Here is a 25,123-nt window from a genome sequence, read left to right as displayed (position 1 = left end):
CTATCTCCCCGTACACCAGAAATCACCATAACTCCTCGCTCTGGCGATTCCCAGAACGGCGAATAGCATCACACCGCCGACTATGCTGCGCGGGGCACCGCTTACAGCACTGTTATTGCACCGCCTGGACCAACCCATTGCCACGGCAGGCCCTGCACCAGCGCCTGGAGCTGCTCAGGGTTCAGCGCCAACCGCTGACCGCGCCAAGTTTCGGGCCACTTGAACTTGCCTTGGTGCAAACGCCGCGCTGCCAGCCAGATCCCCAGGCCATCGTGCACCAGCACCTTCATGCGGTTGGCGCGGCGATTGGCAAAGAGATAAGCACAGTGCGGCTGCGCCGCACCGAACACCGCCACCACCCGCGCCAGAGCAGTGTCGGGACCGGCGCGCATATCCAACGGCTCCGTCGCCAGCCAGATCTCATCAATACGGATCATGACAGCAAGCCCCTGAGCAGAGCGAGGCATTCACTAGCTTGAGCGGAAGGCCATTCAATAACGACGGTACCACTTGGCCGAGGGACCTGAATTCGGATCATCACACCCGTCTGCATGGGCGGCTCTTTCGGTGGACTGGAAGGCAGAGGCAACGAAACGAAATGCGGTGTCTCGGGTGCCGATCCATCCTTGTGTGCTTGGGCGATCCAGTTCTGTACTTGGTTGGCATTCAGGTTAAATTGGCGGGCAACCTGGGCGATTGAGACGTCGGGGTCCTGGCAGGCGAGGATGATAGAAGCTTTGAATTCTTGGGAATATCGCCGGCGTTTTAGCGTTGCTCGGCCTTCATGCGTTGCGGTCATGTTAGGTGCCCACGTAAAAAATAGATGGGCACCTAAATTACCTGTCTCATGCCAGAGCGGAAGATGGGTTTACCGGACGGTTACCTTTTTTGCGGCCTTACATTTTTTTCAAATTCCCACATACAAAAACGCCCCAACCAGAGGCTGAGGCGTTTTCGTTGAATAAATGCTTGGCGCCTCGGCGCTGCGCTTGAGCCGTCCCGCGGGCCCATAGGCCGCGGTCGTCAAAACGGGGCAAAGCTGCGCTTCGACAAGGCCCGTTTTGACCCTACTATCACATGGCAAGGCGGCCGCCAGCGGCGCTGCTTACCTGCCCCATGTGAGGGTCATCACCAGCGTCGATCCACAACGGAAAAACCCCGGCCTCTGCGAGACCGGGGTTTCCATTATTAAATGCTTGGCGATGACCTACTCTCACATGGGGAAACCCCACACTACCATCGGCGATACCGCGTTTCACTACTGAGTTCGGGATGGGATCAGGTGGTTCCACAGCTCTATTGTCGCCAAGCAAAACTTGTACAATATGGATTCTGGTAATGATCAGATGTCTCTGTTCACTACGTGCCTTAATTCGAGGGTGCGTGCTTTTTGAAAGCGCGCTTTGTCTTGTCTGCAGCACAAGCTCCTGCCAATGCTAAAATCTTGTCTCTCGTGCTTTTCGCCGGCTGCATTTCTGTCAGCCGGCAACCAAACGCCTTGGGCGTTATATGGTCAAGCCTCACGGGCAATTAGTACGGGTTAGCTCAACGCCTCGCAGCGCTTACACACCCCGCCTATCAACGTCTTAGTCTTAAACGGCCCTTTAGGGGACTCAAGGTCCCAGTGAGATCTCATCTTGAAGGGGGCTTCCCGCTTAGATGCTTTCAGCGGTTATCCCGTCCGAACGTAGCTACCCGGCAATGCCACTGGCGTGACAACCGGAACACCAGAGGTTCGTTCACTCCGGTCCTCTCGTACTAGGAGCAACTCTTCTCAAATCTCAAACGCCCACGGCAGATAGGGACCGAACTGTCTCACGACGTTCTAAACCCAGCTCGCGTACCACTTTAAATGGCGAACAGCCATACCCTTGGGACCGGCTTCAGCCCCAGGATGTGATGAGCCGACATCGAGGTGCCAAACACCGCCGTCGATGTGAACTCTTGGGCGGTATCAGCCTGTTATCCCCGGAGTACCTTTTATCCGTTGAGCGATGGCCCTTCCATACAGAACCACCGGATCACTAGAACCTACTTTCGTACCTGCTCCACGTGTCAGTGTCGCAGTCAAGCACCCTTATACTCTTGCGCTCATTGCATGATTTCCGACCATGCTGAGGGTACCTTCGTGCTCCTCCGTTACTCTTTGGGAGGAGACCGCCCCCCCAGTCAAACTACCCACCACACAATGTCCTCGAACCGGATCACGGTCCAGGTCAGAGTTAGAACCTCAACAGTGCCAGGCTGGTATTTCAAGATTGGCTCCACGCAGACTGGCGTCCACGCTTCAAAGCCTCCCAGCTATCCTACACAAGCAATGTCAAAGTCCACTGTGAAGCTATAGTAAAGGTTCACGGGGTCTTTCCGTCTAGCCGCGGGTAAACTGCATCTTAACAGCTATTTCAATTTCACTGAGTCTCGGGTGGAGACAGTGTGGCCATCGTTACGCCATTCGTGCAGGTCGGAACTTACCCGACAAGGAATTTCGCTACCTTAGGACCGTTATAGTTACGGCCGCCGTTTTACCGGGGCTTCGATCAAGAGCTTCGCTTGCGCTAACCCCATCAATTAACCTTCCGGCACCGGGCAGGCGTCACACCCTATATACGTCCACTTTCGTGTTTGCAGAGTGCTGTGTTTTTAATAAACAGTCGCAGCCACCTGGTATCTTCGACTCCCAACAGCTCGCCCCGCAAGGGGGTCACCATCAGGAGCGTGCCTTCTCCCGAAGTTACGGCACCATTTTGCCTAGTTCCTTCACCCGAGTTCTCTCAAGCGCCTTGGTATTCTCTACCTGACCACCTGTGTCGGTTTTGGGTACGGTCAGCAGTAACCTGAAGCTTAGAGGCTTTTCCTGGAAGCGTGGCATCAACGACTTCAGTCCACATGGGACCTCGTCATCAGATCTCAGTCTTAGGGGACCGGATTTGCCTAATCCCCCAACCTACATCCTTAAACGCAGACAACCAACGCTGCGCTCGCCTAGCCTTCTCCGTCCCCTCATCGCAGTTACTGCCGGTGCAGGAATATTAACCTGCTTCCCATCGACTACGCATTTCTGCCTCGCCTTAGGGGCCGACTCACCCTACCTCGAATAGCGTTGGATAGGAAACCTTGGTCTTCCGGCGTGGAGGTTTTTCACCCCCATTATCGTTACTCATGTCAGCATTCGCACTTCTGATACCTCCAGGATGCCTCACAGCTTTCCCTTCAACGGCTTACAGAACGCTCCTCTACCATGCCACAAGTGGCATCCACAGCTTCGGTGTATCACTTAGCCCCGTTATATCTTCCGCGCAGGCCGACTCGACTAGTGAGCTATTACGCTTTCTTTAAAGGGTGGCTGCTTCTAAGCCAACCTCCTAGCTGTCTGAGCCTTCCCACATCGTTTCCCACTTAGTGATAACTTTGGGACCTTAGCTGGTGGTCTGGGTTGTTGCCCTTTTCACGACGGACGTTAGCACCCGCCGTGTGTCTCCCATGATTGCACTCACCGGTATTCGGAGTTTGCATCGGGTTGGTAAGTCGGGATGACCCCCTAGCCGAAACAGTGCTCTACCCCCGGTGGTGAGACATGAGGCGCTACCTAAATAGCTTTCGAGGAGAACCAGCTATCTCCGGGCTTGATTAGCCTTTCACTCCGATCCACAGGTCATCATCCGCTAACTTTTCAACGGTAGTCGGTTCGGTCCTCCAGTTGATGTTACTCAACCTTCAACCTGCCCATGGATAGATCGCCCGGTTTCGGGTCTAATCCCAGCAACTAAACGCCCTATTAAGACTCGGTTTCCCTACGGCTCCCCTAGACGGTTAACCTTGCTACTGAAATTAAGTCGCTGACCCATTATACAAAAGGTACGCAGTCACGGTCTCAAGAACCGCTCCCACTGCTTGTACGTACACGGTTTCAGGGTCTATTTCACTCCCCTCACAGGGGTTCTTTTCGCCTTTCCCTCACGGTACTGGTTCACTATCGGTCAGTCAGGAGTATTTAGCCTTGGAGGATGGTCCCCCCATGTTCAGACAGGATAACACGTGTCCCGTCCTACTCGATTTCATTGATAAGGCGCTTTCGCATACGGGGCTATCACCCACTCTGGCGGCACTTTCCAGGGCCTTCTGCTAACACCAAACCAACTTAAGGGCTAGTCCCCGTTCGCTCGCCGCTACTAAGGGAATCTCAATTGATTTCTTTTCCTTCGGGTACTTAGATGTTTCAGTTCCCCGAGTTCGCCTCTTAAAGCCTATGTATTCAGCTAAAAGATACCCAGTAAACTGGGTGGGTTTCCCCATTCAGATATCTCCGGATCAAAGGTTGTTTGCCACCTCCCCGAAGCTTTTCGCAGGCTACCACGTCTTTCATCGCCTCTGACTGCCAAGGCATCCACCGTGCACGCTTCGTCACTTGACCATATAACCCGAAGGCGTCTGGTAAGGACGAGAGTTCGATAAGATTTTTCGCCATTGGCGCTTGTACTACAGTACAAGACATATCTCGAATTAATTCGAATCCATATTGTTAAAGAGCGATAAAGCATTGAAGCTTTAAACAGTCAGTCCGCAACTGCAGACGTACGGTTTAAAACTCCGTGCTTTAACTTCAAGATCAGGTAATTCGTGTGGACGCTATGCCAGAACAAGCCATGTCGTTTAAGGAGGTGATCCAGCCGCAGGTTCCCCTACGGCTACCTTGTTACGACTTCACCCCAGTCATGGACCACACCGTGGTAACCGTCTTCCCGAAGGTTAGACTAGCTACTTCTGGTGCAACCCACTCCCATGGTGTGACGGGCGGTGTGTACAAGGCCCGGGAACGTATTCACCGCGACATGCTGATTCGCGATTACTAGCGATTCCGACTTCACGCAGTCGAGTTGCAGACTGCGATCCGGACTACGACCGGTTTTCTGAGATTAGCTCACCCTCGCGGGGTTGCAGCCCTCTGTACCGGCCATTGTAGCACGTGTGTAGCCCTACTCGTAAGGGCCATGATGACTTGACGTCGTCCCCACCTTCCTCCGGTTTGTCACCGGCAGTCTCCTTAGAGTTCCCACCATTACGTGCTGGCAAATAAGGACAAGGGTTGCGCTCGTTACGGGACTTAACCCAACATTTCACAACACGAGCTGACGACAGCCATGCAGCACCTGTCTCAGAGTTCCCGAAGGCACCAAGCTATCTCTAGCGAGTTCTCTGGATGTCAAGAGTAGGTAAGGTTCTTCGCGTTGCGTCGAATTAAACCACATGCTCCACCGCTTGTGCGGGCCCCCGTCAATTCATTTGAGTTTTAACCTTGCGGCCGTACTCCCCAGGCGGTCGACTTATCGCGTTAACTGCGCCACTAAGAGATCAAGTCTCCCAACGGCTAGTCGACACATCGTTTACGGCGTGGACTACCAGGGTATCTAATCCTGTTTGCTACCCACGCTTTCGCACCTCAGTGTCAGTATCAGTCCAGGCAGTCGCCTTCGCCACTGGTGTTCCTTCCTATATCTACGCATTTCACCGCTACACAGGAAATTCCACTGCCCTCTACCGTACTCTAGTCAAGCAGTATCAGGTGCAGTTCCCAGGTTAAGCCCGGGGCTTTCACATCTGACTGACTCAACCACCTACGCGCGCTTTACGCCCAGTTATTCCGATTAACGCTCGCACCTTCCGTATTACCGCGGCTGCTGGCACGGAATTAGCCGGTGCTTCTTCTGTGGCTAACGTCACAGGCAACCGGTATTAACGGTTACCCTTTCCTCACCACTGAAAGTGCTTTACAACCCGAAGGCCTTCTTCACACACGCGGCATGGCTGGATCAGGGTTGCCCCCATTGTCCAATATTCCCCACTGCTGCCTCCCGTAGGAGTCTGGGCCGTGTCTCAGTCCCAGTGTGGCTGGTCATCCTCTCAGACCAGCTAAGGATCGTCGCCTTGGTGGGCCTTTACCCCACCAACTAGCTAATCCTACGCAGGCTCATCTGATAGCGAAAGGTCCGAAGAGCCCCTCCTTTCCCCCGTAGGGCGTATGCGGTATTAGCATCCGTTTCCGAATGTTGTCCCCCACTACCAGGTAGATTCCTACGCGTTACTCACCCGTCCGCCGCTCTCAAGAGAAGCAAGCTTCTCTCTACCGCTCGACTTGCATGTGTTAGGCCTGCCGCCAGCGTTCAATCTGAGCCATGATCAAACTCTTCAGTTTAAAATCAAGATACCGAAGTATCGATAAATCTGACTCAAGCTAAAACAACTTAAATGAATTCACATGAAGGTTGCTTACCTTGATAAAGCTTTTATGCCTTATCCTGACAAGCGCCCACACGAATTACCTGATCAATCTGTTAAAGAGCGCTTGGACTCAAGGACCGTTACCGCTGACCCCGTGTCTCAAGTGAGGCGCATATTCTAGCGACTCGGCGTTTTAAGTCAACTCTTTTTTTCAACATTTTCGACCGCAGCCGAGGAGAAAAACGAGTGACTCACAAGTCGATAACACCGGCTAACTTTCTAAGAAAATCAACCACTTACTTCCGACTTGCCCGCTCTACTTGAGGGCCGTTAAAGCCGCTCTCCCTAAGCGAGGTGCGCATTCTACATTGCCCTAGATCAGAGTCAACAGCCCATTTAAAAATAACGCCATAAAAGTGCAAAAAAGCGGAAATCCTGCCGAACACCCACAGAATCACACCAGAATAGATCAACCAATACACAGCCGTTAACCGGTATCGTATGGCAATGCCGGAAAATCCCGCCCCGAAAGTGGCCCACACGCAGCCGATAAAAGCCACATCCACAAAAAAGGCGCCCTGCCGGGCGCCTTTTTTACTGTTCAATCTATTTGTAGTCGCAACAGTCCTAGACAGGCTGATTAGCCGACAACAAACAGGTGGTGCTTTTTCTTGCCCAGCTTCACGAGGAAGTACTTTCCAAACAGGGCCCGCTCGGCACTGAAGACGGCCGGTGCGTTGAGGTTGTCCTCCATGCCGAACTCCTCGCCGTTGATAATGACAGCCTTGCGCTGCAGTGCATCCTTTACCTGTTTGCCGGATGTCGCCAGCCCGGCATCGGCAAAGAGCGTAGTCAGCGGCGTTTCAGCCAGGCCATCACGATCAAGGACTGATGACGGCAGGCCATCGAGGCTTAGCTGGGCATAGTCGTTCTCACCCAGGGTGGAAAGATCTCCCGAGAACAGGGCCTCGGTGATGCGCTGTGCAGCGACAAAGCCCTCTTCACCATGCACCAGCGTTGTGACCTCCCGCGCCAGAACCGACTGCCCCAGGGGCTTGCCTTCACGCACAGCATCCTGCTGCTCCAGCGCATCGATCTCGGCCACTGACATGAAGGTAAAGAACTTAAGGAAGCGGTAGACATCGGCATCCGGTGTTTGCAGCCAGAACTGGTAGAAGGCATAGGGTGATGTCTTGTTGGCATCCAGCCAGACAGCACCGCCTTCGGTCTTGCCAAACTTGGTACCGTCTGCCTTGGTGATCAGCGGCAGTGTCAGACCATGCACGTGGGTGCCATTAACCCGTCGGGTCAGGTCGATACCGCCAGTGATATTGCCCCACTGATCGGAGCCACCTATCTGCAGACTGCAACCATATGCCTTGTTAAGGTGCTGGTAATCGTAGGACTGCAGAATCTGGTACGTGAATTCGGTAAAGGAAATACCGGAGCCTTCACGCTCTATGCGCTGACGCACCGATTCCTTGGCGATCATCTTGTTGACGGTAAAGTGCTTGCCGATATCACGCAGGAAGCTCAGTACATCAATGCTGGCGGTCCAGTCATAGTTGTTGGCGAGGATCGCGCCACCTTCAATGTCGTCAAAGCTGATAAAACGGCTGATCTGATTCTTGAGACAGTTGCTCCACTGTTCCACCACGTCAGATGTATTCAGTGAGCGCTCCTGGTCCTTGAAGCTCGGGTCGCCGATCATGCCGGTCGCACCGCCAACCAGCGCGATAGGACGGTGCCCATACTCCTGAAAACGCTTTAGCATCAACAACGGAACCAGATGCCCCAGGTGCAGGCTGTCGGCCGTGGGGTCAAAGCCACAATAAAGCGTGACACGGTTCTCATTCAGATGCTGATCAAGCTCGTCTTCGCTTGTGGTCTGCGCAATCAAACCGCGCGCCTTGAGATCCTGTAACAGTGTCATTTCGCTCATTGCTTCCGAATACCCTGAATTCGCCCATCTTTAAGGCCGGTATTCTACCTGCGCCTCTGGCTGCAAACAAATGAGTGCGAACTTCCCTCAAGTTTTTGTTGTCACAGCCGCTATTCTATTTTGGCAATCCATCAAAGTTTGCGGTTAAATAGAGCAGCGCTGGATTTTCTGTATATGGGTAGCATTGTGTTGAACATCATTAAAGTCATAGGTAATCGTCTCCCCGCCGTGCACTTGGTCGCGGTTTCTGTTTGCGCCGTCATTGTTGGCTTCACCCTGATGCTGGTACCTTCCGAGGAAGTGTCCGCCACGAGGGGCGACCAATCGACCCTCAGGTCCAGCCAGCAGGAAACCCTGAAGCTAGACCTCAAGCTTGATAAAGAACCGTCAACTCCCGGGCTAGCTGCACGCCCTGCCGCACTCCCCGCTACCAGCGCAGACAGTAGCGCCGAAGCGACGCCAGAAGCCGCTACCGTCCAGACCGTATCCAAGGCTGACCAGCCGACACCCAAGGCAGACAACTGGGTCGACTACAAGGTCACCGGTGGCGACAACCTAAGCACTCTTTTCAAACGCGCGGGCCTCTCGGCCCGTGATGTTTTTCTGGTCAGCGAAGCCACAAAGGACAGCGATGCGCTCAAGCGCCTGTACCCCGGCGAATCACTGTCTTTCCTGATCCAGAACGGCGAGTTGAAAAAGCTCAAACACCTGATCAACCCGCTAAAACAGGTAGTGCTTGAGCAGCAGGGCGACGGCTACAGCATCGACGTTGTCGAGAAAAAGCCCGATATTGAGCATCGCTTTGCCTACGGCACCATCGAAAGCTCCCTGTTCCTGGACGGCGAAAAAGCAGGCCTGCCGAGCAATACCATCATGGAAATGGCAGCCCTGTTCGGCTGGGACGTGGACTTCGCGCTGGATATCCGCAAGGGCGACAGTTTTCGCGTAATCTACGAAGAGAAAAAACTGGATGGCAAGGTGATTGGTACCGGCGACATCGTCGCTGCCGAGTTCACCAACCAGGGCGATACCTTTACCTCATTGCGCTACACCGACTCCAAGGGCAACACCAGCTACTACACCCCCAAGGGTGAGAGCATGCGCAAGGCCTTCCTGCGTACCCCTGTCGACTTCGCCCGCATCAGCTCCAACTTCAACCTGAGCCGCCGCCACCCGGTACTGAACAAGATCCGCGCCCACAAGGGTGTTGACTATGCCGCCAGCACCGGTACGCCCATCAAGGCCTCCGGCGATGGCAAGATCATTTTCCGCGGCGTGAAGGGCGGCTATGGCAATGTCATCATTCTGCAGCACGGCAACAACATCAACACCCTCTATGCCCACATGTCCCGTTTCAAGAAAGGCCTCTCTGTCGGCAGCCGTATCAAGCAGGGCCAGCTGATTGGTTATGTCGGCATGTCCGGCATGGTGACCGGCCCTCACCTGCACTACGAGTTCCAGGTAAACGGCGTTCACAAGAACCCCGTTACCGTGAAGCTGCCCCATGCGGACCCGGTACCCAAGTCCGAACGGGCATCGTTCCAGGCCACCTCCCAGGCACTGATGGCACAGCTTGAGACCTATTCGAAAACCCAAGTCGCCAGCGCCGAGTAAGCTCGGTGCGCCCGCTCTATATCGGACTCATGTCAGGCACCAGCCTGGACAGCGTTGACGCCGTAGCCTTTGAGTTCGACGCCTCTGGCTGTGCCATGCTGGCCAGTCACAGCGAACCCTTCCCCGTATCATTGCGCCAGCAGACCCTGGCGCTGATGCATCCCGGTGCAGATGAAATCGAGCGCCTCGGCCGACTGGACCTGGAGTTGGCCGAACTGTTCGCCCGTGCTGCCAATAATCTGATCGGCCAGAACCAGCTGGACAGGCAGCGCATCCGCGCCATCGGCAGTCACGGCCAAACCGTGCGGCACCGCCCTGATGCGGGTTTTACGCTGCAGATCGGCGACCCGAACCTGATCGCAGAACGTACCGGACTCTGTGTCGTCGGGGATTTCCGGCGCCGGGACATGGCCGCCGGAGGCCAGGGAGCGCCGCTGGTGCCTGCATTCCACAGCGCCCTGTTTCGAAAACCCCACGCCAATCGAATTATTCTGAACATTGGCGGCATGGCGAACATCACCCTGCTGCCAGGGGACATGGCTCAGTCTGTCACCGGTTATGACACCGGTCCTGGCAATGTTCTGCTCGACTACTGGATTCATCGTCACCAGGCACTCGACTACGACCGTCACGGCGCCTGGGCGGCCACCGGCACCGTTCTGCCTGAGCTGCTGCAACAGTTATTGCAGTTGCCGTTCTTTGGCGCGCCCGCGCCCAAGAGTACCGGCCGTGAACAGTTCAACCCCGACTGGCTACAGCAACGCCTGCTGGAAACCGGTTTTGACAACCAGGCGCCGCAGGATATACAGGCCACCCTGCTGGAACTCACCGCCGTGAGCATCAGTAATGAAATCAAGCAGCAGGCGATGGCTGGCTGTGAGGTATTTCTCTGTGGCGGCGGTAGCCATAACAGGCTGCTGACCAAACGGCTGGAAGCGCTACTGCAGCCTTATAGCCTGGCGACAACGGCGGCACTCGGGTTGGATCCCGACTGGGTCGAGGCCTGCGCTTTCGCCTGGCTGGCTGGCTGCAGACTGGATGGCAGCAACGGCAATATGCCCGCGGTCACCGGTGCCCTGGGCGAGCGGATACTGGGTGCGGTGTACTCTGCCTAAATTCGTTTTTCAAACCCGGCAGACACGCAGAGATAACCGACCCTCAGGCGCGGATTGATACTGGAAAGGGATATGTCAGGCAAAAAAGCAAACGGACAGCAGGCGCTGTCCGTTTTGCCATTCAGATTGAGAAGGACGATCCACAGCCACAGGTCGTGGCCGCATTGGGGTTGTTAATCACAAACTGGGAGCCCTGCAGGCTAACCTTGTAGTCAACCTCGGCACCCGCCAGATACTGATAGCTCATGGCATCAACAACCATCATGACACCGTCGTTATCCACGGCGGTGTCGTCTTCAGCGACCGCTTCGTCGAAAGTAAAGCCGTAGGAGAAACCGGAACAACCCCCTCCGGTGATATAAACCCGAAGTTTGAGGTTGGTGTTGTCTTCCTCCTCCATCAGGCTTTTCACCTTCGCAGCCGCCGCGTCGGTGAATACCATCGGGGAGCTCTGCTCAAAGGACTCAGTCATACCTACTCCAGCTATACGTCAATCAGGCCACTATTCTTTCTTACCCAACTAAAGTAGTCAAGTATTATGGCATCAAGCCAACCTGGTTGAGACCGGCACGTTCGTCCAGCCCGAACATGATATTCATGTTCTGCACCGCCTGCCCGGCAGCGCCCTTGACCAGGTTATCGATCACCGAAAGTACCACCACGGTGTCATCATCCTGCGGACGGAATACACTGATACGGCAGATGTTGGCCCCCTTTACACTGCGGGTTTCCGGATGGCTGCCCGGCGGCATCACATCCACGAAAGGCTCGTCGGCATAACGGGATTCAAACAGCGCCTGCAGGCCATCATTCGGATCCTTGAGTACCGAGTACAGGGTCGCATGAATACCCCGGATCATCGGCGTAAGGTGTGGCACGAACGTCAGCCCTACCGAGCGGCCTGCCGCAACGCTCAAGCCCTGCTTGATTTCCGGCAGGTGCCTGTGACCGGCAACGCCGTAGGCTTTCATGCTCTCACTGGTTTCACACAGCAGCGCCCCTACGCTGGCACCCCGCCCCGCCCCACTGACGCCGGACTTGCAGTCAGCCACCAGGCGGCGGGTGTCCACCAGGTCATTTTCGATCAGCGGCAAAAAGCCGAGCTGCGCAGCGGTAGGATAGCAGCCCGGGCAGGCGATCATCTGTGCACTGCGGATCTGTTCGCGGTTGACTTCCGGCAGGCCATATACCGCCTGCTCCACCAGTGCCGCCGCAGTGTGCTCCATGCCATACCAGCGCGACCATAGGTCAATGTCCTTTATCCGGAAATCAGCACCCAGGTCGATAACACGCACACCCAGCGCCACCAGTTCGGGTGCCATGCGCATCGCTACGCCATGAGGGGTTGCAAAGAACACCACATCACAGCTGGCCAGACGCTCGACATCCGGCACGGTAAAAGCAAGGTCATAATGCCCGCGCAGGTTGGGGAACATGTCCGCCACCTTAATGCCATCTTCGGAACGGGAGGTGATCACGTCGACTTTCACATCGGGATGATTCGCCAGAATCCGCAACAGCTCCACACCGGTATAGCCAGTGCCGCCTACGATACCTACCTTAATCACATCCACCTCTCTTGAGAGTCGAAAACTGTTACCCTAATCATACAAAGCACACAGCCTAAAAACTATCGGAACCCTGCCCATTGATACGCAAGGACCTCTTATCGCTGGAGCATTTCCGCGATCGCCTGGCTCATATCGACTCGCTGCCGCAGATGCTGTTGCTTGGCATCCTGTCCGGTTTTGCCGCAGGCCTGATCATTCTGGCGTTTCGCCTGCTGGTTGAGATTCCCTTGAGCACCTACCTGCCAGGCCAGAACCCGGAGAATTTTGAAGGCCTGCCCGCCGAACTGCGCTTCCTGCTGCCCATTGCCGGCAGCCTGGTACTGATTTTGCTGTTCTGCCGCCTGGCGCCGCTACAGCGCAAGGTCGGTGTCGTGCATGTACTGGAGCGTCTGGGGTATCACCAGGGCCAGATGCCCGCGACCAACCTGCTGGTCCAGTTCGCCAGCGCCACCGTCGCCCTGCTCAGTGGCCATTCCGTGGGCCGCGAAGGCCCGGCCATCCACCTGGGGGCCGGCGGCGCCAGCCTGATCGGTCAGTGGTTGCATCTGCCCAACAACTCCATGCGCCTGCTGATCGGTTGCGGCACCGCGGCCGGCATCTCGGCAGCGTTTAACACCCCCCTGGCGGGCGTCATATTCGCCATGGAAGTGGTGTTGCTGGAATACACAGTGCTGGGGTTCACGCCTATCATGGTGGCGGCCGTCACGGCAGACCTGGTCATTCGCGCCACTATCGGCTCCGTTCCGCTGTTCAGCGTGCCGCAATTCAGCATTGGTCACCTGAACGAGATTCCGCTGGTCATGCTGCTCGGGCTATTGGTCGGCCTGCTGGCCGGCGGTTTTAACCGCATCATGCTGTTTACGACCCGGCTTGGCGCCCTTACCCTGCCCTGGCGCCTGTTGCTGGCGGGTATCCTGACCGGCACCGTGGCTCTGCTGTATCCCCAGGTCATGGGTGTTGGCTATGACACCGTCAGCGCAACTCTGCTGGGCCAGCAGCCGTTGCTATGGCTGGCGGGCCTGCTGCTGGCCAAATGGCTGCTGACGCCGGTAATACTGGGCCTGGGTGTACCCGGTGGACTGATCGGCCCCACCGTTTTCATTGGTGCCCTGGCCGGCGCATTGATCGGCTCGCTTGCCCAGCTGTTCAACGATCAGATGCTGTCCCAGGTCGGCCTGTACGCCATGATCGGCATGGGAGCCATGATGGGCGCCGTGCTCAATGCGCCCCTCGCCGCCCTGATTGCCTTGCTTGAGCTCACCGGCAACCCTCATATCATTCTGCCCGCCATGCTCGCCATCGTTATCAGCAACCTCACGGTGCGCCACCTGTTCGGACTTCCATCCATTTTCCAGTCGATGCTGCAAGTTCAGGGCCTCGATCAAACCCGCTCACCGCTGACCCAGGCCCTGTCCCGCGCCGCCGTGGGCAGCCTGATGCAACGGGACTTTCTGCAAGCAAACAGTCACGAGTCCCAGGCGCGGGCGCTGTTTCTGGCAGAACAGGCATCAGACTGGATACTGATCCGCGACACCAAGCTGCGCGCCCTGCTGCCGCGCTCAGAACTGATGCTCTGGCTGCAACAGGATGACGCGCCTGCGGACATCGATCTGCTTGAGCTGCCAGCCAACCGTCGCGACCCGGTACAGATCAGTTTCAGGGCCACGCTGCAGGAAGCCGCCGATTGCATGCGAGAGCACCAAACCGATATTCTCTGTGTCAGCAGCAACCGCGGCGACATTATCGGACTCCTGACCCGGGCCCAGATAGAAGCCTATTACCTGCACCACCAGTCGCTCTGAACCGGCACGCGAATACCAACAAAAAACCACGGAACACCCCATGACCTCTTACGCACTTCACGGCCTCTACGCCATAACCGACAGTACGCTCATGCCCGATGACGCGGCTTTGCTTGAGCAGGTACACGCCGCGCTGGAGGGCGGCGCCGCCATCGTGCAGTACCGTGACAAGAGTGATGACAGCGCCCGGCGTCTGCGCCAGGCCACGTTATTGCGTGAGCTGTGCGAGCGCTTCGAGCGCCCCCTGCTGATTAATGATGATCTGGATCTGGCTGTCGCCTGCAAGGCCCATGGCGTGCACCTGGGACAAACCGACGGCTCAGTCGCCGCGGCCCGTGCGCAACTCGGGGCCAAGGCCATTATCGGCGTCACCTGTCATGACTCCCTTGAACTTGCGCTGCAAGCCCGCGATGCCGGCGCCGACTATGTTGCCTTTGGCGCTTTCTTTGCGTCCCAAACCAAGCCCGGCGCGCGCCCGGCGCCGCTCTCGCTGCTGCCCCAGGCCGCCCGGGAGGTTGGATTGCCGGTGGTGGCGATAGGCGGCATTAGTATGGATAATGCCCGCCAGGTAATAGAAGCCGGCGCCAACATGGTGGCCGTGATTCACGCGCTGTTTGCCAACGCCGACATCCGGCACCAGGCGCAGCAGTTCAGCCAACAGTTCTGATTGACCATTTAAGCCGCGAGGGAGTTACACCATGTCCCGTTCCGAAGCCCTGTTCCAGGCCGCCCAGCAACATATTCCCGGCGGCGTCAATTCGCCGGTGCGCGCATTCAAGGGCGTCGGCGGCACTCCGCTGTTCTTCAAGCACGCCAGTGGCGCCTACCTGTTCGACGAAGACGATCAGCGCTATGTCGACTACGTCGGTTCCTGGGGACCGATGATTCTGGGCCACCGCGCCCCCGCAGTGATTGATGCCATTCGTGAAGCGTTGGACCACGGCACCGGCTTTGGTGCCCCTACCGCCATCGAAATCGAGATGGCTGACAAGGTCTGCGCCCTGATGCCCTCGATCGAAATGGTGCGCATGGTCAGCTCCGGCACCGAAGCGACCATGAGCGCCATCCGCCTGGCCCGCGGTTACACCGCGCGGGACAAGATCGTCAAGTTTGAAGGCTGCTACCACGGCCACTCCGACTCCCTGCTGGTCAAGGCCGGTTCTGGCGCCCTGACCCTGGGCGAGCCGAACTCCCCGGGCGTGCCGACCGCCCTGGCCGAACACACCATTACACTGAACTACAACGATATAGACAGTGTGCGCGAGGCGTTTGCCGCCGTGGGCGACCAGATTGCCTGCATCATCGTGGAGCCGGTCGCCGGCAACATGAACTGCATCGCTCCGGTGCCGGGCTTCCTCGAAGGTCTGCGCGAGCTGTGCGACCAGTACGGCAGCGTGCTGATTTTCGATGAAGTCATGACCGGGTTCCGCGTCGCCCTCGGTGGTGCCCAGGCGCACTTTGGCGTCAAGCCCGACCTCACCACCCTGGGCAAGGTGATCGGCGGCGGCTTGCCGGTCGGCGCCTTCGGCGGCAAGCGCGAAATCATGCACCACATCGCCCCGCTGGGCCCGGTTTACCAGGCCGGCACCCTGTCGGGCAACCCGCTGGCCATGGCCGCAGGCCTTGCGATGCTGAACGCCATTTCAGCACCGGGTTTCCATGAACAGCTCAGCGCCAAGACCGAGCTGCTCGTGGAAGGCCTGGAAGCCGTGGCACTGGGTCATCGCGTGCCCTTCACTACCAGCCGTGTGGGCGGCATGTTCGGGCTCTTCTTCACCGAGCAGGAAGAAGTCACCCGCTTTGCCCAGACCATGCAGTGCGATGCCGCCAAGTTTGGCCGTTTCTTCCACGGCATGCTGGCCGAAGGCGTCTACCTGGCCCCGTCGGCATTTGAAGCAGGCTTCATGTCCGCCGCACACACACAGCAGGATATCGAGTTCACCCTGGCTGCCGCCGACCGTGTCTTTGCCAGCCTCTGAGGTGAGCAGCCTGATTGCCAACCTGGCGCTGCTGCTGGGGGGAGTTGGCGTTGCAGCCCTGCTGTACCGCCAGTCCCAGACACTGACAGAACGCAGCCTGCACTATATGTTCGCACTCGGCGCCCTGTCGCTGGCGCTGGCGGCACTGGGTCGGCTGACCCTGACCGGTGGCGGTCAGGATCCGCAGACACTGCGGCTGATGCTGGATAATCTGGCGTACTATGCCGGCCTGCCAATGATCGCCAGTGTCGCCATCGCCCATGGCTGGCAGCGCCAGTGGTCACGTGCCGCCTGGGGGCGCTGGCTGCTGGGGCTGTTTGCGCTGTTCGAACTGGTACGTCGCAGCGACATGGGGGCACTCTACGCCCAGACACTGGCACTGCTGACCTGCCTGGCGTTACTGGCGGGTGTGATCAAGGGGCAAGCGGGACTGAATCGTCTCTGCGCCCTGTCCGGCATCGCACTGCTTGCCGCCGGGCTGCTACTGTTCGGGCCGGCGCCACTGACCGGCGGCTTGCAGCAGGATGCACTCTACCGCTTCGCCCTGACCGGCTTTGTCGTGCTGTGCGGTTACAGCTTCAGCCGCAGTACCCAAGCCTCGGCCTGAAATACGGCCCTGCGCGACTCAACACAAACAATCCGCACGGGCGCCGTTCTGAGCGCCCTCCTCTCCCCAGACTCCTCTACACTGATCCAGTGTCACACGCACCTTCGCTCACTCCAGCCCAAAGGAGGCATGCCCATGCATGCACTGGAAACAGCCACCGTTGCAGACGCCATGACCGCCGACGTACTCAAGGTACCGGAGCACTGGTCATTGCACAGCCTGATCGGTTTTTTCAATACGCATCGTATTAGCGGTGCACCGGTCATCGATAATCACGCAAGACTCACGGGAGTCGTCAGCCTGAGCGATATCCTGCGCTTTGACAGCAGCGCGCAGCACTCCATCGAGGAGAACCCGCTGACACAGTATTACTACAGTGGACTTGAAGGCATGACGCCCGAGCAACTGGGGCTGACAGGGGGCGACCAGCACGGACAGCACCTGGTCAGCGAAATAATGACGCCCCATATCATTGCACTGGATCAGCAGGCAACGCTGCAGGAGGCGGTGGACTTGATGTGCCAGAACCGCATTCACCGGGTATTTGTCACCCGGCAGGGCGAACTGGCGGGGGTCGTTACAACCCTGGATATACTGGATCACCTGCGCCGCTGAGTCGCAGCAGCTCAGATGATCAGCAGAATCTAGTAGCGGCGCGCCTGCTCCAGCGCATCCCGGGCACCGGTCAGATCACCGGCATCCTTGCGGGTGGATGCGATCAGCAGCCAGAGCTTGCGCAGCGTCTCAGGCTGACCGCCGGCCAGGGCAATACCTCGCCGAGCGAGCTGCTCGGCTTCGCCATACTTCTGCATCTGCCGCTGAATGTCTGCCAGCTGGTAATACACCAGCGGGTCGCGCGGCGCTATGCGCTGGGCGCGCTCCAGGCTGGTCTGGGCAGCTGCCAGTGAACCCGCCCCCTGCTGCTGGCGGGCACTGTCGAGCAAGGCAACAACGGCGGGGTTGCTCGAGACCGGTGCATCGGCGCCCCCCTGGTAAGCACCCTGGCTGCTCTGGCCACCGTTGTACTGGCTCTCGCTCTGAAACCCGCCCTGGTAGCTGTCCTGCAGCTGCCCCTGGGGTTGCTGGTTCGAATAGTCTGACCCACGATTGCTGTCCGAGGGATACAGCGGCTGCACCGAAAAGCCGCTGTCGCTGCCCAGGCGCTGCTGCCGTACGACAGGTTCATCGTAGATCGGGGTTACCCGCACTCCGCTATCCTGCTCCACCGGCGCCGCCTGGGGCGCTCGGCTCAGCGGCGCGCTGCGATCCTCGACCGGCGGCAGGTAGATGCCGGGGCCCGCACAGCCGGCCAGAAACAGGGCAGCGGCGAGCGGCAGAAGTCTGTAACGGTACATAGTCATTTCCTATCTAAACCAGTTTCTGAACCACTCGAGAGACTCTCCGACCGGATCATTGAAGCCGCAGCTTACCGACTGCTGCGGCGCAGTGCCGTACAGAAACGGCAGCTGACGGGAGCCTTCGCAGCGCTGGTCCGAACGCCACCCCGTCGCTTCATCTATCCAGACATACTCGATGCCATCGGGCATCCGTGCAAGATACGGCTGCGGCTGCTCCCGGCGCATAAAATCCGTCCACACCCTCAGCGCGCCGCTGGAGCCGGTCAAGGGCAACTGCGAGTTATCATCCCGCCCCAGCCAGACCACCGCCAGGCGGTTGCCGGTAAAGCCGGCAAACCAGCTGTCACGCTGATCGTTGGAAGTGCCTGTTTTGCCCGCCACGTTCAGGTTGGCCGGCAGTTGCTGATACACCGACCTGGCCGTGCCCTCGCGGGCCACTTCCTGCATGGCATACTGGATCAGGTGTACCAGCTCCACCGGCACGGTCTGGCGCACCTGGAACGGGTAGCGCGACAGCTCCTGCCCCTGGGCATCCGTCACCATGCGAATGGCCCGCAGCGGCGTCTGGAAACCGTTGGCCGCGATGGTCTGGTACATGCCTGCCACTTCGAACGGCGACATGCCCTGGCCGCCGAGCAGCAACGACGGATACGCCTTGAGGTCGCGCTCTACGCCCAGGCGATGCAGCATGTCCACTACCCGTTCGACACCAATATCCATGCCCAGTTTTGCGGTGGCCAAATTGTACGACAATGCCAGTGCCCGGTGCAGCGGCACCAGCCCGTGGGGCTTTTTGTCGAAGTTATTCGGTTCCCACAGGTCGCCGTTGGGCAGCTTGACCCGCAGTGCATTGTCTTCCAGCGTACTGGCCAGGGTGTAGCCCTGCTCCAGCGCCGCCAGATAGACCGCCGGTTTTACCAGGGAGCCGATGGGGCGTACCGCGTCCAGCGCCCGGTTGAAGCCCTGGAAGCGGGTGTCGCGGCCACCGATCAACGCCAGCGCATCGCCGGTCTGCGGATCCGTTACCACCATGCTGCCTTCCAGGCCATCGACCCGTTTGCCGTAACGTTTTGCCAGCACGGCCATGGTATCGACCAGCGCTGCTTCAGCGCGCCCCTGAACCACCGGGTCCATGCTGGTGAAAACCCGCAGGCCTTCGGAGCTCAGATCTTCATCACGGTAGTCCTGGCGCAGCTGTCGCTTCACCAGGTCCAGATAGGCCGGGTAGGCCCCCTTGTGAAGATTTTTTTCCTTCACCACATCCAGGCCTTCAGCCAGTGCCTGGGCCAGCTGCTGTGCGCTGATCACATTGCGCTCGGCCAGAATTGTCAGCACCAGGTCGCGGCGCTCCTTTGCCCGCTCCGGGTTGCGACGCGGATCATAGAAGGAGGGTCCCTTTACCAGCCCGGCCAGCAGTGCCACCTGGTGCAGTTGCAGCTCCTGCAGCGGACGACCGAAATAATACTGGCTTGCCAGTCCAAAGCCGTGCACGGCGCGGGCACCGGACTGCCCCAGGTAGACCTCGTTCAGATAGGCCTCCAGGATCTCGTCCTTGCTGTAATGCAGCTCCAGCAATACCGCCATGGGAATTTCGGTGAGCTTGCGCAGCAGTGTGCGGTCTGCGGTCAGGTAGAAGTTCTTGATCAGCTGCTGTGTCAGGGTGCTGCCGCCCTGCACAAAGCGACCGGCCTGGAAGTTGACCCACATGGCCCGCGCGATACCCTTGAACGAGATACCGTGATGATCGTAATAGCTGCGATCTTCGATACCGATCAGCGCTTCGGTCAGGTAAGGTGGCGCGTCCTGCAGGCGGATCAGGTCCCGGTCTTCATTGCTGTTGGGATAAATCCCGCCCACCAGCAACGGTTCCAGCCGGGCCAGCGGCAAGGTGCGACCTTCTTCATCCAGAATTCGGCTCAGGCTATCGCCCCTGAAGTCCAGCAGCAGCTGCCGTGAGGGTTCGAATCCGTCAGGAAAGGTAAAGCCCCGGGTATAGACGCGGGCGCGGGACGTGGCCCACTCTGCCAGGCCTGGCGCGCTGGCGCTGCGTACAAAGCGGTACCCCAGGCTGTCGAGCTCCGCCTTGAGATCGTTCATCGCCAGCGGCTGTCCGGGATAGAGTTCCAGCGGACGCGCATAGACCTTGGCTGGTAATGCCCAGCGTTTGCCTTCAAACTTGCTACGCACCTGCATATCCAGGTAGGCCATGCCAATAGCGACAAAAACACTCATGACGAGTGTCAGCTTGAAAAGGAACTTGAACAGGGAAGGCCAAAAACGTCCCCGTGAACGCTTGCGTACAGGCTTGCGCCTGGCATCGGAACGGGAAGGTTTTGCAGCGGAGGCTCTCTTTTTTGTCATCGGCTCAGTATAATTCCTTACCTAATTGCGCGATACCGGGATTCTATGTTTCCTGAATTTATTCAATCACTTTGTGATCCTGCGGCCTACCCGCATGCGACCAAGGACATTCGCGTCATCGAGACGCATATTTCCTGGCTTCTGCTCACCGGCGATTACGCCTACAAGGTGAAGAAGCCGGTCAATTTCGGCTTCCTCGATTTCACCAGCCTGCAGAAGCGGCAGCATTTCTGCGAGGAAGAGCTGCGCCTTAATCGTCGCCAGGCGCCGGACCTCTACCTCGAGGTGGTTGCCATCACCGGCACTGCGCAGCAGCCGGTGATCAACGGCGACGACGAAGCCTTCGAATACGCCGTGCGCATGCACCAGTTCGACACCGGGCTGCGCCTGGACCTGCTGCTGCAGCAAAAGCGCTTCGAACCGGACTGGATCGATACCCTGGCCGGCCAGATCGCCCACTTCCACTCCGCCGTGCCCATGGTCGCCTCGGACAGCCCCTGGGGCGAGCCGGAGAACATCTGGGAACTGGTGTCGGATAACTTCCTGCACCTGCGCGATGTGCTGGATGACCCCGACGACTGGTCCGCGGTACAGAAACTGTCGCAGCAAACCTCGCAGCAGTTTCGCGAACTGACCGATGCAATTCGCCGCCGCAAGGCCGAGGGGCATGTTTGCGAATGCCACGGCGACCTTCATCTGGCCAACATTACCTTGTACAACAACGAGCTGCGGCTGTTTGACTGTATCGAGTTCAATCTGCAGTTCCGCTGGATCGACACCATCTGCGACCTGGCCTTCCTGCTGATGGATCTGGAAGCCAATGGCCAGTTCCGCTGGGCACACCGTCTACTGAACCGTTACCTGGAGCTCACCGGCGACTACAACAGCCTCAAGCTGCTCAACTTCTACAAGGCCTACCGCGCCATGGTGCGGGCCAAGGTTGCCATGCTGGGCGAGCATCCGGATCTCGACACCTTCCGCCGCTACCTGCGCCTGGCGCAGCACTATGCGCGCACGCCAACGCCGGCACTGCTGCTGATGCACGGGCTCTCAGGCAGCGGCAAGAGCTATATCAGCGGCCAGCTGGTCGAGCGTATCGATGCCATCCGCATCCGCTCCGATATCGAACGCAAGCGCCTGTACCGCGACCTCAGCCTCAAGGGTGGCAAGCTCGACCTCTACGGCCAGGAAATGAACGTTCGCACCTATCACCAGCTGTTCGATACCACCCGCGAAATGCTACGCGCCGGTTACACCGTGGTGGTCGATGCCACCTTCATTCGTCAACGACCGCGCATCAGCTATGCCGAGCTCGCCGCCTCGCTGGATGTACCCTTCCGTATTATCAGCTGTCATTGTGAACAGAAGCTGATCGAAGCCCGTCTCAAGCGAAGAAAAGCCAAAGGAGTGGATGCATCCGATGCCGATGTCAGCGTGATGCACCAGCAAAAGAAGATGCAGCACCCACTGCAGGACGACGAACTTGAGCGCACCGTGGCCGTCTATACCGACGATGACGAGGCGCTGTTCCTGCTCACGGACCGCTTAAGGCGGGACGGCGTCATCCGCGAGTGACGAACTGAAGCGCGGCATACCATCCACCCGGCTGACCTCGACACGGACGTCGAACAGCGCACTCAGATTCGACGGCGTCATGATATCCAGCATGTCCCCCTGGGCCAGCACCTCAGCCTGCTTCAGCAGCAGTACCGCATCGGCATAGCGTGCCGTCAGCGCCAGATCGTGCAGAATAACCAGCACCGCAGCGCCGGCATCGGCCAACGCACGCAACTGCTGCAGGCACAGATGCTGGTGCTTCAGATCCATGGCGCTGACCGGCTCATCCAGCAGCAAGACCATCGTCTGTTCACCGCACTGGGCCAGCACCCGGGCCAGCTGCACACGCTGGCGTTCACCACCCGACAGGCTCAGGTAGTCGCGCTGGGCCAGTGCCTGCAGCTCCAGCCGCTGCAGCCAGGCCTGGCAGTGCAAGCGCTCCTGTACCCGCCCGAGACCCAGCGGATAGGCACCCAGCGTAACCACTTCTTCCACGCCAAACGCAAAATCCAGCGGCTGATCCTGGGTCATGACCGCCAGCCGGCATGCACGCTCGAGTGAATCCATGCTCGCAAGCGGCTGGCTACCGAGCCACACATCACCTGCATGCGGCCGCTCCAGCCCCGCCAGCAAATTCAGTAGCGTGGTTTTCCCTGCACCGTTGGGTCCCAGCACCACCGTTAGCGAACCGGGCTCAAGCACAACATCCACCGACTGCAGCAAGGTCCGTCCGTTACGCCGAAATGTCAGCTTGCTCGCCTGCAGCGTCATACCTGCCTCCGCTGCCGGTAGAGAATCATAAAGAGGAAGAAAGGCCCGCCAATCAGCGCGGTGACAATACCGATGGGCAACTCGGCCGGACTCACCAGCAAGCGTGACAGGATATCGGCCAGCGTCAGCAACAGCGCCCCCAACAGCGCCGACAACGGCAACAGTGCCCGATTGTCCGGCCCGCACAGCAGCCGCACCAGATGGGGCACTACCAGGCCAATAAAACCGATCAGGCCACCGAGCGACACCACGGTACCGACGCCCAGGGCCACCAGCAGCACCAGCCTCCCCCGCAGACGGGAAGTGACAACACCGAGCAAACGCGCCTGGGCCTCACCCAGCAGCAGCAAGTTGAGCTGCTGGCCCTCGCGCAGCAACAGCAGCAGTACCGGCCCGCCGATGGCCAGCAGCAGCAAGGCACTGCTCCAGTCAGTGCTGTGCAGGTTGCCCAGCAGCCAGAAGGTCACCTGGCGCAGAGAAAGCTCATCACTGAAGTACTTCATGACACCGATTGCCGCGGCTGCAATGCTGTTCAGGGCAATGCCGGCCAGCAACATGGTGGTAACCGATACCCCGCTGGGCGTGCGGGCAATGCGCAGTACCAGCGCCGTCACGAGCAGGCCGCCGCCGAAGGCTGCCACCGGTACCAGCACCGGTCCCAGCGGACCCAGCAGCCAGCTGCCGCCAAAGACCAGTACCGCCACCGCCGCAAGCGCTGCACCGGCACTGATACCGATAAGACCGGGGTCGGCCAGGGAGTTGCGAAACAGCGCCTGAATCGAGGCACCGGTGATGGCGAGCACGGCCCCTGCCGCCAGCGACATCAGCAGCCGAGGCAGCCGCAACTCGAACAGAATCAGCCAGTCCCGCGAGCCAGGCTGCAGCAACTTTTCCAACGACAGCGACACCGGCCCCACCCAGAGGGAAGCCAGTACCACGGGGGGCAACAACAGCCACAACAGCAGACTCAGCTGGCGTGCGGACATGCTTACACGGAGGGACATCGCGTCACGGTTCACTGATTCAGCCGGAATTGGACCGGGATTTTCACATAGGACGCCACTGCGATGCCATTGATTCGTGCCGGCAGCAACTGCCAGCCCAACCCCGCTGCCAAGGCGGCCTTGTCCAGCAGCGGCGAACCGGACGACGCCAGCACCCGCGCCGCCGTTATCTGCCCCCCGGCGTCTATGTCCAGACGCAGCAGGACGTCACCTTCCTGTCCACGGCGCCGCGCCAGCGACGGATATAACGGGGGCCTGGGTGCTACACGCCAGGCTGCCTGCTGCTGTTCAACCGGACCTGCCGCCACCGGGCCCGCTGCTGGCTTCGTCCCGACGGCAGCCACCATGGCGTCCTCGGCAGGCACAGGATCGGGAAAGGGAGCCGGCGTGGGTTCGGGTTCGGGTTGCGGCTGCGGTCGCGGCTGTGGCTGTGGCTGTGGCTGTGGCTGTGGCTGTGGCTGTGGCTGTGGCTGTGGCTGTGGCTGTGGCTGTGGCTGTGGCTGTGCAGAGTCTCTGGCTGGGGGCGCTGTGCTTGCAAGCTGCTCGACCGGGACGACCGGGGCTGGCTGCGTGACCGGTACGGCCGAGACAGGCGCGGGCGTCGCAGCAGGGCGCGGGACCTCGGCGGCCGCCATCTGCACCTGGATGCGAGGCTCAGCCGCCGCATCGCCCGCACCGACAGGCGCCGCCGCTCCCCCTGCGGAAAACCAGGATGCCGCCAGCAGAATATGCACGCCTCCCGATATCAGCAGCATCAGCAACAGTGGGCGCAGGGTCTTGCAGGTTATCGGGCCTTGCACGCGGGTTCGGGCTCTCTTAGCATTCGTAGAGGCGCATTATAGAGGCAGGCCGCCCACCTGTGGGTGAAGAGGCCTCAAGTGTGGTTTACCCCCGTTCATTCCGGATTCGACATGACAGTACTGTGCAATAGCAGTGATATCCCGCCACAGAGTGCCCGTGGCTTTACGCTGGACGGCCGCGCCCTGGTTGCCGTGCACCACAACGGCCATTTCTATGTATACGAGAATCGCTGCCCGCACCGGGGCGTCGAACTCGAATGGCAGCCTGATCAGTTTTTCGACTTCGAGGGCAACTTTATCCAGTGCGCCACCCACGGAGCCCTGTTCAAGATCGACACCGGCGAGTGCATCGCCGGCCCCTGCAATGGCCAGGCGCTCACCCAGGTAGCCTTCAGCCAGACCGACGGACAGATCGTGCTGCTTTGA

General features: G+C 58.9%; 19 protein-coding genes and 3 rRNA genes. 9 read left to right on the top strand and 13 right to left on the bottom strand.

Translation table 11 applies throughout. The features are described 5' to 3' along the window. Positions 1 to 101: 101 nt before the first annotated feature. From tnpB to tyrS, 6 genes are all read right to left on the bottom strand, one after another. Positions 102 to 437: an IS66 family insertion sequence element accessory protein TnpB gene (tnpB, locus tag KDW95_RS16905; protein WP_255852979.1), complete on the bottom strand. Its 336-nt coding sequence runs from the start codon at positions 435 to 437 to the stop codon at positions 102 to 104. After that, positions 434 to 799, bottom strand: a complete 366-nt coding sequence (tnpA, locus tag KDW95_RS23610; RefSeq protein WP_370646633.1) for an IS66-like element accessory protein TnpA — start codon at positions 797 to 799, stop codon at positions 434 to 436. Before tnpA ends, tnpB begins: the two co-directional genes overlap by 4 nt. Before the next feature lie 395 nt (positions 800 to 1,194). Next, positions 1,195 to 1,310, bottom strand: a 5S ribosomal RNA gene (rrf, locus tag KDW95_RS16900). Positions 1,311 to 1,509: 199 nt separating this feature from the next. Then, positions 1,510 to 4,411: ribosomal RNA gene (locus tag KDW95_RS16895) — 23S ribosomal RNA — on the bottom strand. 240 nt (positions 4,412 to 4,651) lie between these two features. After that, positions 4,652 to 6,190: ribosomal RNA gene (locus KDW95_RS16890) — 16S ribosomal RNA — on the bottom strand. The 16S, 23S and 5S rRNA genes sit together here, the layout of an rRNA operon. Positions 6,191 to 6,856: 666 nt before the next feature. After that, on the bottom strand, positions 6,857 to 8,158 hold the full coding sequence (gene tyrS / locus KDW95_RS16885; protein ID WP_304941559.1) for a tyrosine--tRNA ligase: 1,302 nt from the start codon (positions 8,156 to 8,158) through the stop codon (positions 6,857 to 6,859). Positions 8,159 to 8,332: 174 nt separating this feature from the next. Between tyrS and KDW95_RS16880 the strand changes: the two genes are divergently transcribed. Beyond that, entirely contained in the window at positions 8,333 to 9,772 is a 1,440-nt protein-coding gene (locus KDW95_RS16880) for an OapA family protein (RefSeq protein ID WP_255852978.1), read from the top strand. A 5-nt stretch (positions 9,773 to 9,777) separates the two neighbouring features. Further along, entirely contained in the window at positions 9,778 to 10,887 is a 1,110-nt protein-coding gene (locus tag KDW95_RS16875; protein ID WP_255852977.1) for an anhydro-N-acetylmuramic acid kinase, read from the top strand. Between the two features lie 121 nt (positions 10,888 to 11,008). On the opposite strand, the gene erpA is transcribed toward KDW95_RS16875, so the two are convergent. Continuing rightward, positions 11,009 to 11,359, bottom strand: coding sequence for an iron-sulfur cluster insertion protein ErpA (gene erpA / locus KDW95_RS16870; protein WP_255852976.1), 351 nt, complete (start codon positions 11,357 to 11,359; stop codon positions 11,009 to 11,011). A 64-nt stretch (positions 11,360 to 11,423) separates the two neighbouring features. Further along, a complete protein-coding gene (gene argC / locus KDW95_RS16865; protein ID WP_255852975.1) occupies positions 11,424 to 12,455 on the bottom strand; it encodes an N-acetyl-gamma-glutamyl-phosphate reductase in 1,032 nt (343 codons plus the stop codon). Positions 12,456 to 12,535: 80 nt separating this feature from the next. Here argC and KDW95_RS16860 point away from each other — a divergent pair, with 80 nt between their 5' ends. The 5 genes from KDW95_RS16860 to KDW95_RS16840 all read left to right on the top strand — a co-directional run bounded on the left by KDW95_RS16860 (position 12,536) and on the right by KDW95_RS16840 (position 17,461). Continuing rightward, the gene (locus tag KDW95_RS16860) at positions 12,536 to 14,260 is read left to right on the top strand and encodes a chloride channel protein (RefSeq protein ID WP_255852974.1); all 1,725 of its coding nucleotides are present in this window, start codon (positions 12,536 to 12,538) and stop codon (positions 14,258 to 14,260) included. Between the two features lie 40 nt (positions 14,261 to 14,300). After that, positions 14,301 to 14,927 carry a thiamine phosphate synthase gene (thiE, locus tag KDW95_RS16855; protein WP_255852973.1) on the top strand — a complete coding sequence of 209 codons (627 nt, stop codon included), beginning with the start codon at positions 14,301 to 14,303 and terminating at the stop codon, positions 14,925 to 14,927. Between the two features lie 31 nt (positions 14,928 to 14,958). Further along, positions 14,959 to 16,239, top strand: coding sequence for a glutamate-1-semialdehyde 2,1-aminomutase (gene hemL, locus KDW95_RS16850; protein ID WP_255852972.1), 1,281 nt, complete (start codon positions 14,959 to 14,961; stop codon positions 16,237 to 16,239). 1 nt (position 16,240) lies between these two features. Further along, complete coding sequence (locus KDW95_RS16845; RefSeq protein WP_255852971.1) at positions 16,241 to 16,846, top strand: hypothetical protein; 606 nt, start codon at positions 16,241 to 16,243, stop codon at positions 16,844 to 16,846. A 135-nt stretch (positions 16,847 to 16,981) separates the two neighbouring features. Next, the gene (locus KDW95_RS16840; protein WP_255852970.1) at positions 16,982 to 17,461 is read left to right on the top strand and encodes a CBS domain-containing protein; all 480 of its coding nucleotides are present in this window, start codon (positions 16,982 to 16,984) and stop codon (positions 17,459 to 17,461) included. Positions 17,462 to 17,490: 29 nt separating this feature from the next. On the opposite strand, the gene KDW95_RS16835 is transcribed toward KDW95_RS16840, so the two are convergent. Together KDW95_RS16835 and mrcB are read right to left on the bottom strand one after the other, a co-directional pair. Beyond that, positions 17,491 to 18,201: a hypothetical protein gene (locus tag KDW95_RS16835; protein ID WP_255852969.1), complete on the bottom strand. Its 711-nt coding sequence runs from the start codon at positions 18,199 to 18,201 to the stop codon at positions 17,491 to 17,493. Positions 18,202 to 18,210: 9 nt separating this feature from the next. Continuing rightward, complete coding sequence (gene mrcB / locus KDW95_RS16830) at positions 18,211 to 20,436, bottom strand: penicillin-binding protein 1B (RefSeq protein WP_255852968.1); 2,226 nt, start codon at positions 20,434 to 20,436, stop codon at positions 18,211 to 18,213. A gap of 174 nt (positions 20,437 to 20,610) precedes the next feature. Here mrcB and KDW95_RS16825 point away from each other — a divergent pair, with 174 nt between their 5' ends. Further along, on the top strand, positions 20,611 to 22,140 hold the full coding sequence (locus tag KDW95_RS16825; RefSeq protein WP_255852967.1) for a bifunctional aminoglycoside phosphotransferase/ATP-binding protein: 1,530 nt from the start codon (positions 20,611 to 20,613) through the stop codon (positions 22,138 to 22,140). On the opposite strand, the gene KDW95_RS16820 is transcribed toward KDW95_RS16825, so the two are convergent. From KDW95_RS16820 to KDW95_RS16810, 3 genes are read right to left on the bottom strand one after another with little or no spacing between them, the layout of a single operon-like run. Next, entirely contained in the window at positions 22,111 to 22,893 is a 783-nt protein-coding gene (locus KDW95_RS16820) for a heme ABC transporter ATP-binding protein (RefSeq protein ID WP_255852966.1), read from the bottom strand. The genes KDW95_RS16825 and KDW95_RS16820 overlap by 30 nt on opposite strands. After that, on the bottom strand, positions 22,890 to 23,897 hold the full coding sequence (locus KDW95_RS16815) for a FecCD family ABC transporter permease (RefSeq protein WP_255852965.1): 1,008 nt from the start codon (positions 23,895 to 23,897) through the stop codon (positions 22,890 to 22,892). Before KDW95_RS16815 ends, KDW95_RS16820 begins: the two co-directional genes overlap by 4 nt. A gap of 11 nt (positions 23,898 to 23,908) precedes the next feature. After that, positions 23,909 to 24,697, bottom strand: coding sequence for an energy transducer TonB (locus KDW95_RS16810; protein ID WP_255852964.1), 789 nt, complete (start codon positions 24,695 to 24,697; stop codon positions 23,909 to 23,911). Positions 24,698 to 24,808: 111 nt separating this feature from the next. Here KDW95_RS16810 and KDW95_RS16805 point away from each other — a divergent pair, with 111 nt between their 5' ends. After that, on the top strand, positions 24,809 to 25,123 hold the full coding sequence (locus KDW95_RS16805; protein ID WP_255852963.1) for a Rieske (2Fe-2S) protein: 315 nt from the start codon (positions 24,809 to 24,811) through the stop codon (positions 25,121 to 25,123).

The organism is Marinobacterium rhizophilum, from assembly GCF_024397915.1.
GTDB lineage: Bacteria > Pseudomonadota > Gammaproteobacteria > Pseudomonadales > Balneatricaceae > Marinobacterium_A > Marinobacterium_A rhizophilum_A.
The sequence above is the reverse complement of the archived record's forward strand: the minus strand, read 5'-3'. Positions and strand labels throughout refer to the sequence as shown.

Excerpts from the sequence above, each read along its gene's own strand:
- KDW95_RS16835 (WP_255852969.1), bottom strand. The coding sequence starts at position 18,201 with ATGTACCGTTACAGACTTCTGCCGCTCGCCGCTGCCCTGTTTCTGGCC.
- KDW95_RS16805 (WP_255852963.1), top strand. The coding sequence starts at position 24,809 with ATGACAGTACTGTGCAATAGCAGTGATATCCCGCCACAGAGTGCCCGT.
- KDW95_RS16840 (WP_255852970.1), top strand. The coding sequence starts at position 16,982 with ATGCATGCACTGGAAACAGCCACCGTTGCAGACGCCATGACCGCCGAC.
- erpA (WP_255852976.1), bottom strand. The coding sequence starts at position 11,359 with ATGACTGAGTCCTTTGAGCAGAGCTCCCCGATGGTATTCACCGACGCG.
- tyrS (WP_304941559.1), bottom strand. The coding sequence starts at position 8,158 with ATGAGCGAAATGACACTGTTACAGGATCTCAAGGCGCGCGGTTTGATT.
- tnpB (WP_255852979.1), bottom strand. The coding sequence starts at position 437 with ATGATCCGTATTGATGAGATCTGGCTGGCGACGGAGCCGTTGGATATG.
- mrcB (WP_255852968.1), bottom strand. The coding sequence starts at position 20,436 with ATGAGTGTTTTTGTCGCTATTGGCATGGCCTACCTGGATATGCAGGTG.
- thiE (WP_255852973.1), top strand. The coding sequence starts at position 14,301 with ATGACCTCTTACGCACTTCACGGCCTCTACGCCATAACCGACAGTACG.
- tnpA (WP_370646633.1), bottom strand. The coding sequence starts at position 799 with ATGACCGCAACGCATGAAGGCCGAGCAACGCTAAAACGCCGGCGATAT.
- KDW95_RS16815 (WP_255852965.1), bottom strand. The coding sequence starts at position 23,897 with ATGTCCCTCCGTGTAAGCATGTCCGCACGCCAGCTGAGTCTGCTGTTG.
- KDW95_RS16825 (WP_255852967.1), top strand. The coding sequence starts at position 20,611 with ATGTTTCCTGAATTTATTCAATCACTTTGTGATCCTGCGGCCTACCCG.
- hemL (WP_255852972.1), top strand. The coding sequence starts at position 14,959 with ATGTCCCGTTCCGAAGCCCTGTTCCAGGCCGCCCAGCAACATATTCCC.
- KDW95_RS16880 (WP_255852978.1), top strand. The coding sequence starts at position 8,333 with ATGGGTAGCATTGTGTTGAACATCATTAAAGTCATAGGTAATCGTCTC.
- KDW95_RS16820 (WP_255852966.1), bottom strand. The coding sequence starts at position 22,893 with ATGACGCTGCAGGCGAGCAAGCTGACATTTCGGCGTAACGGACGGACC.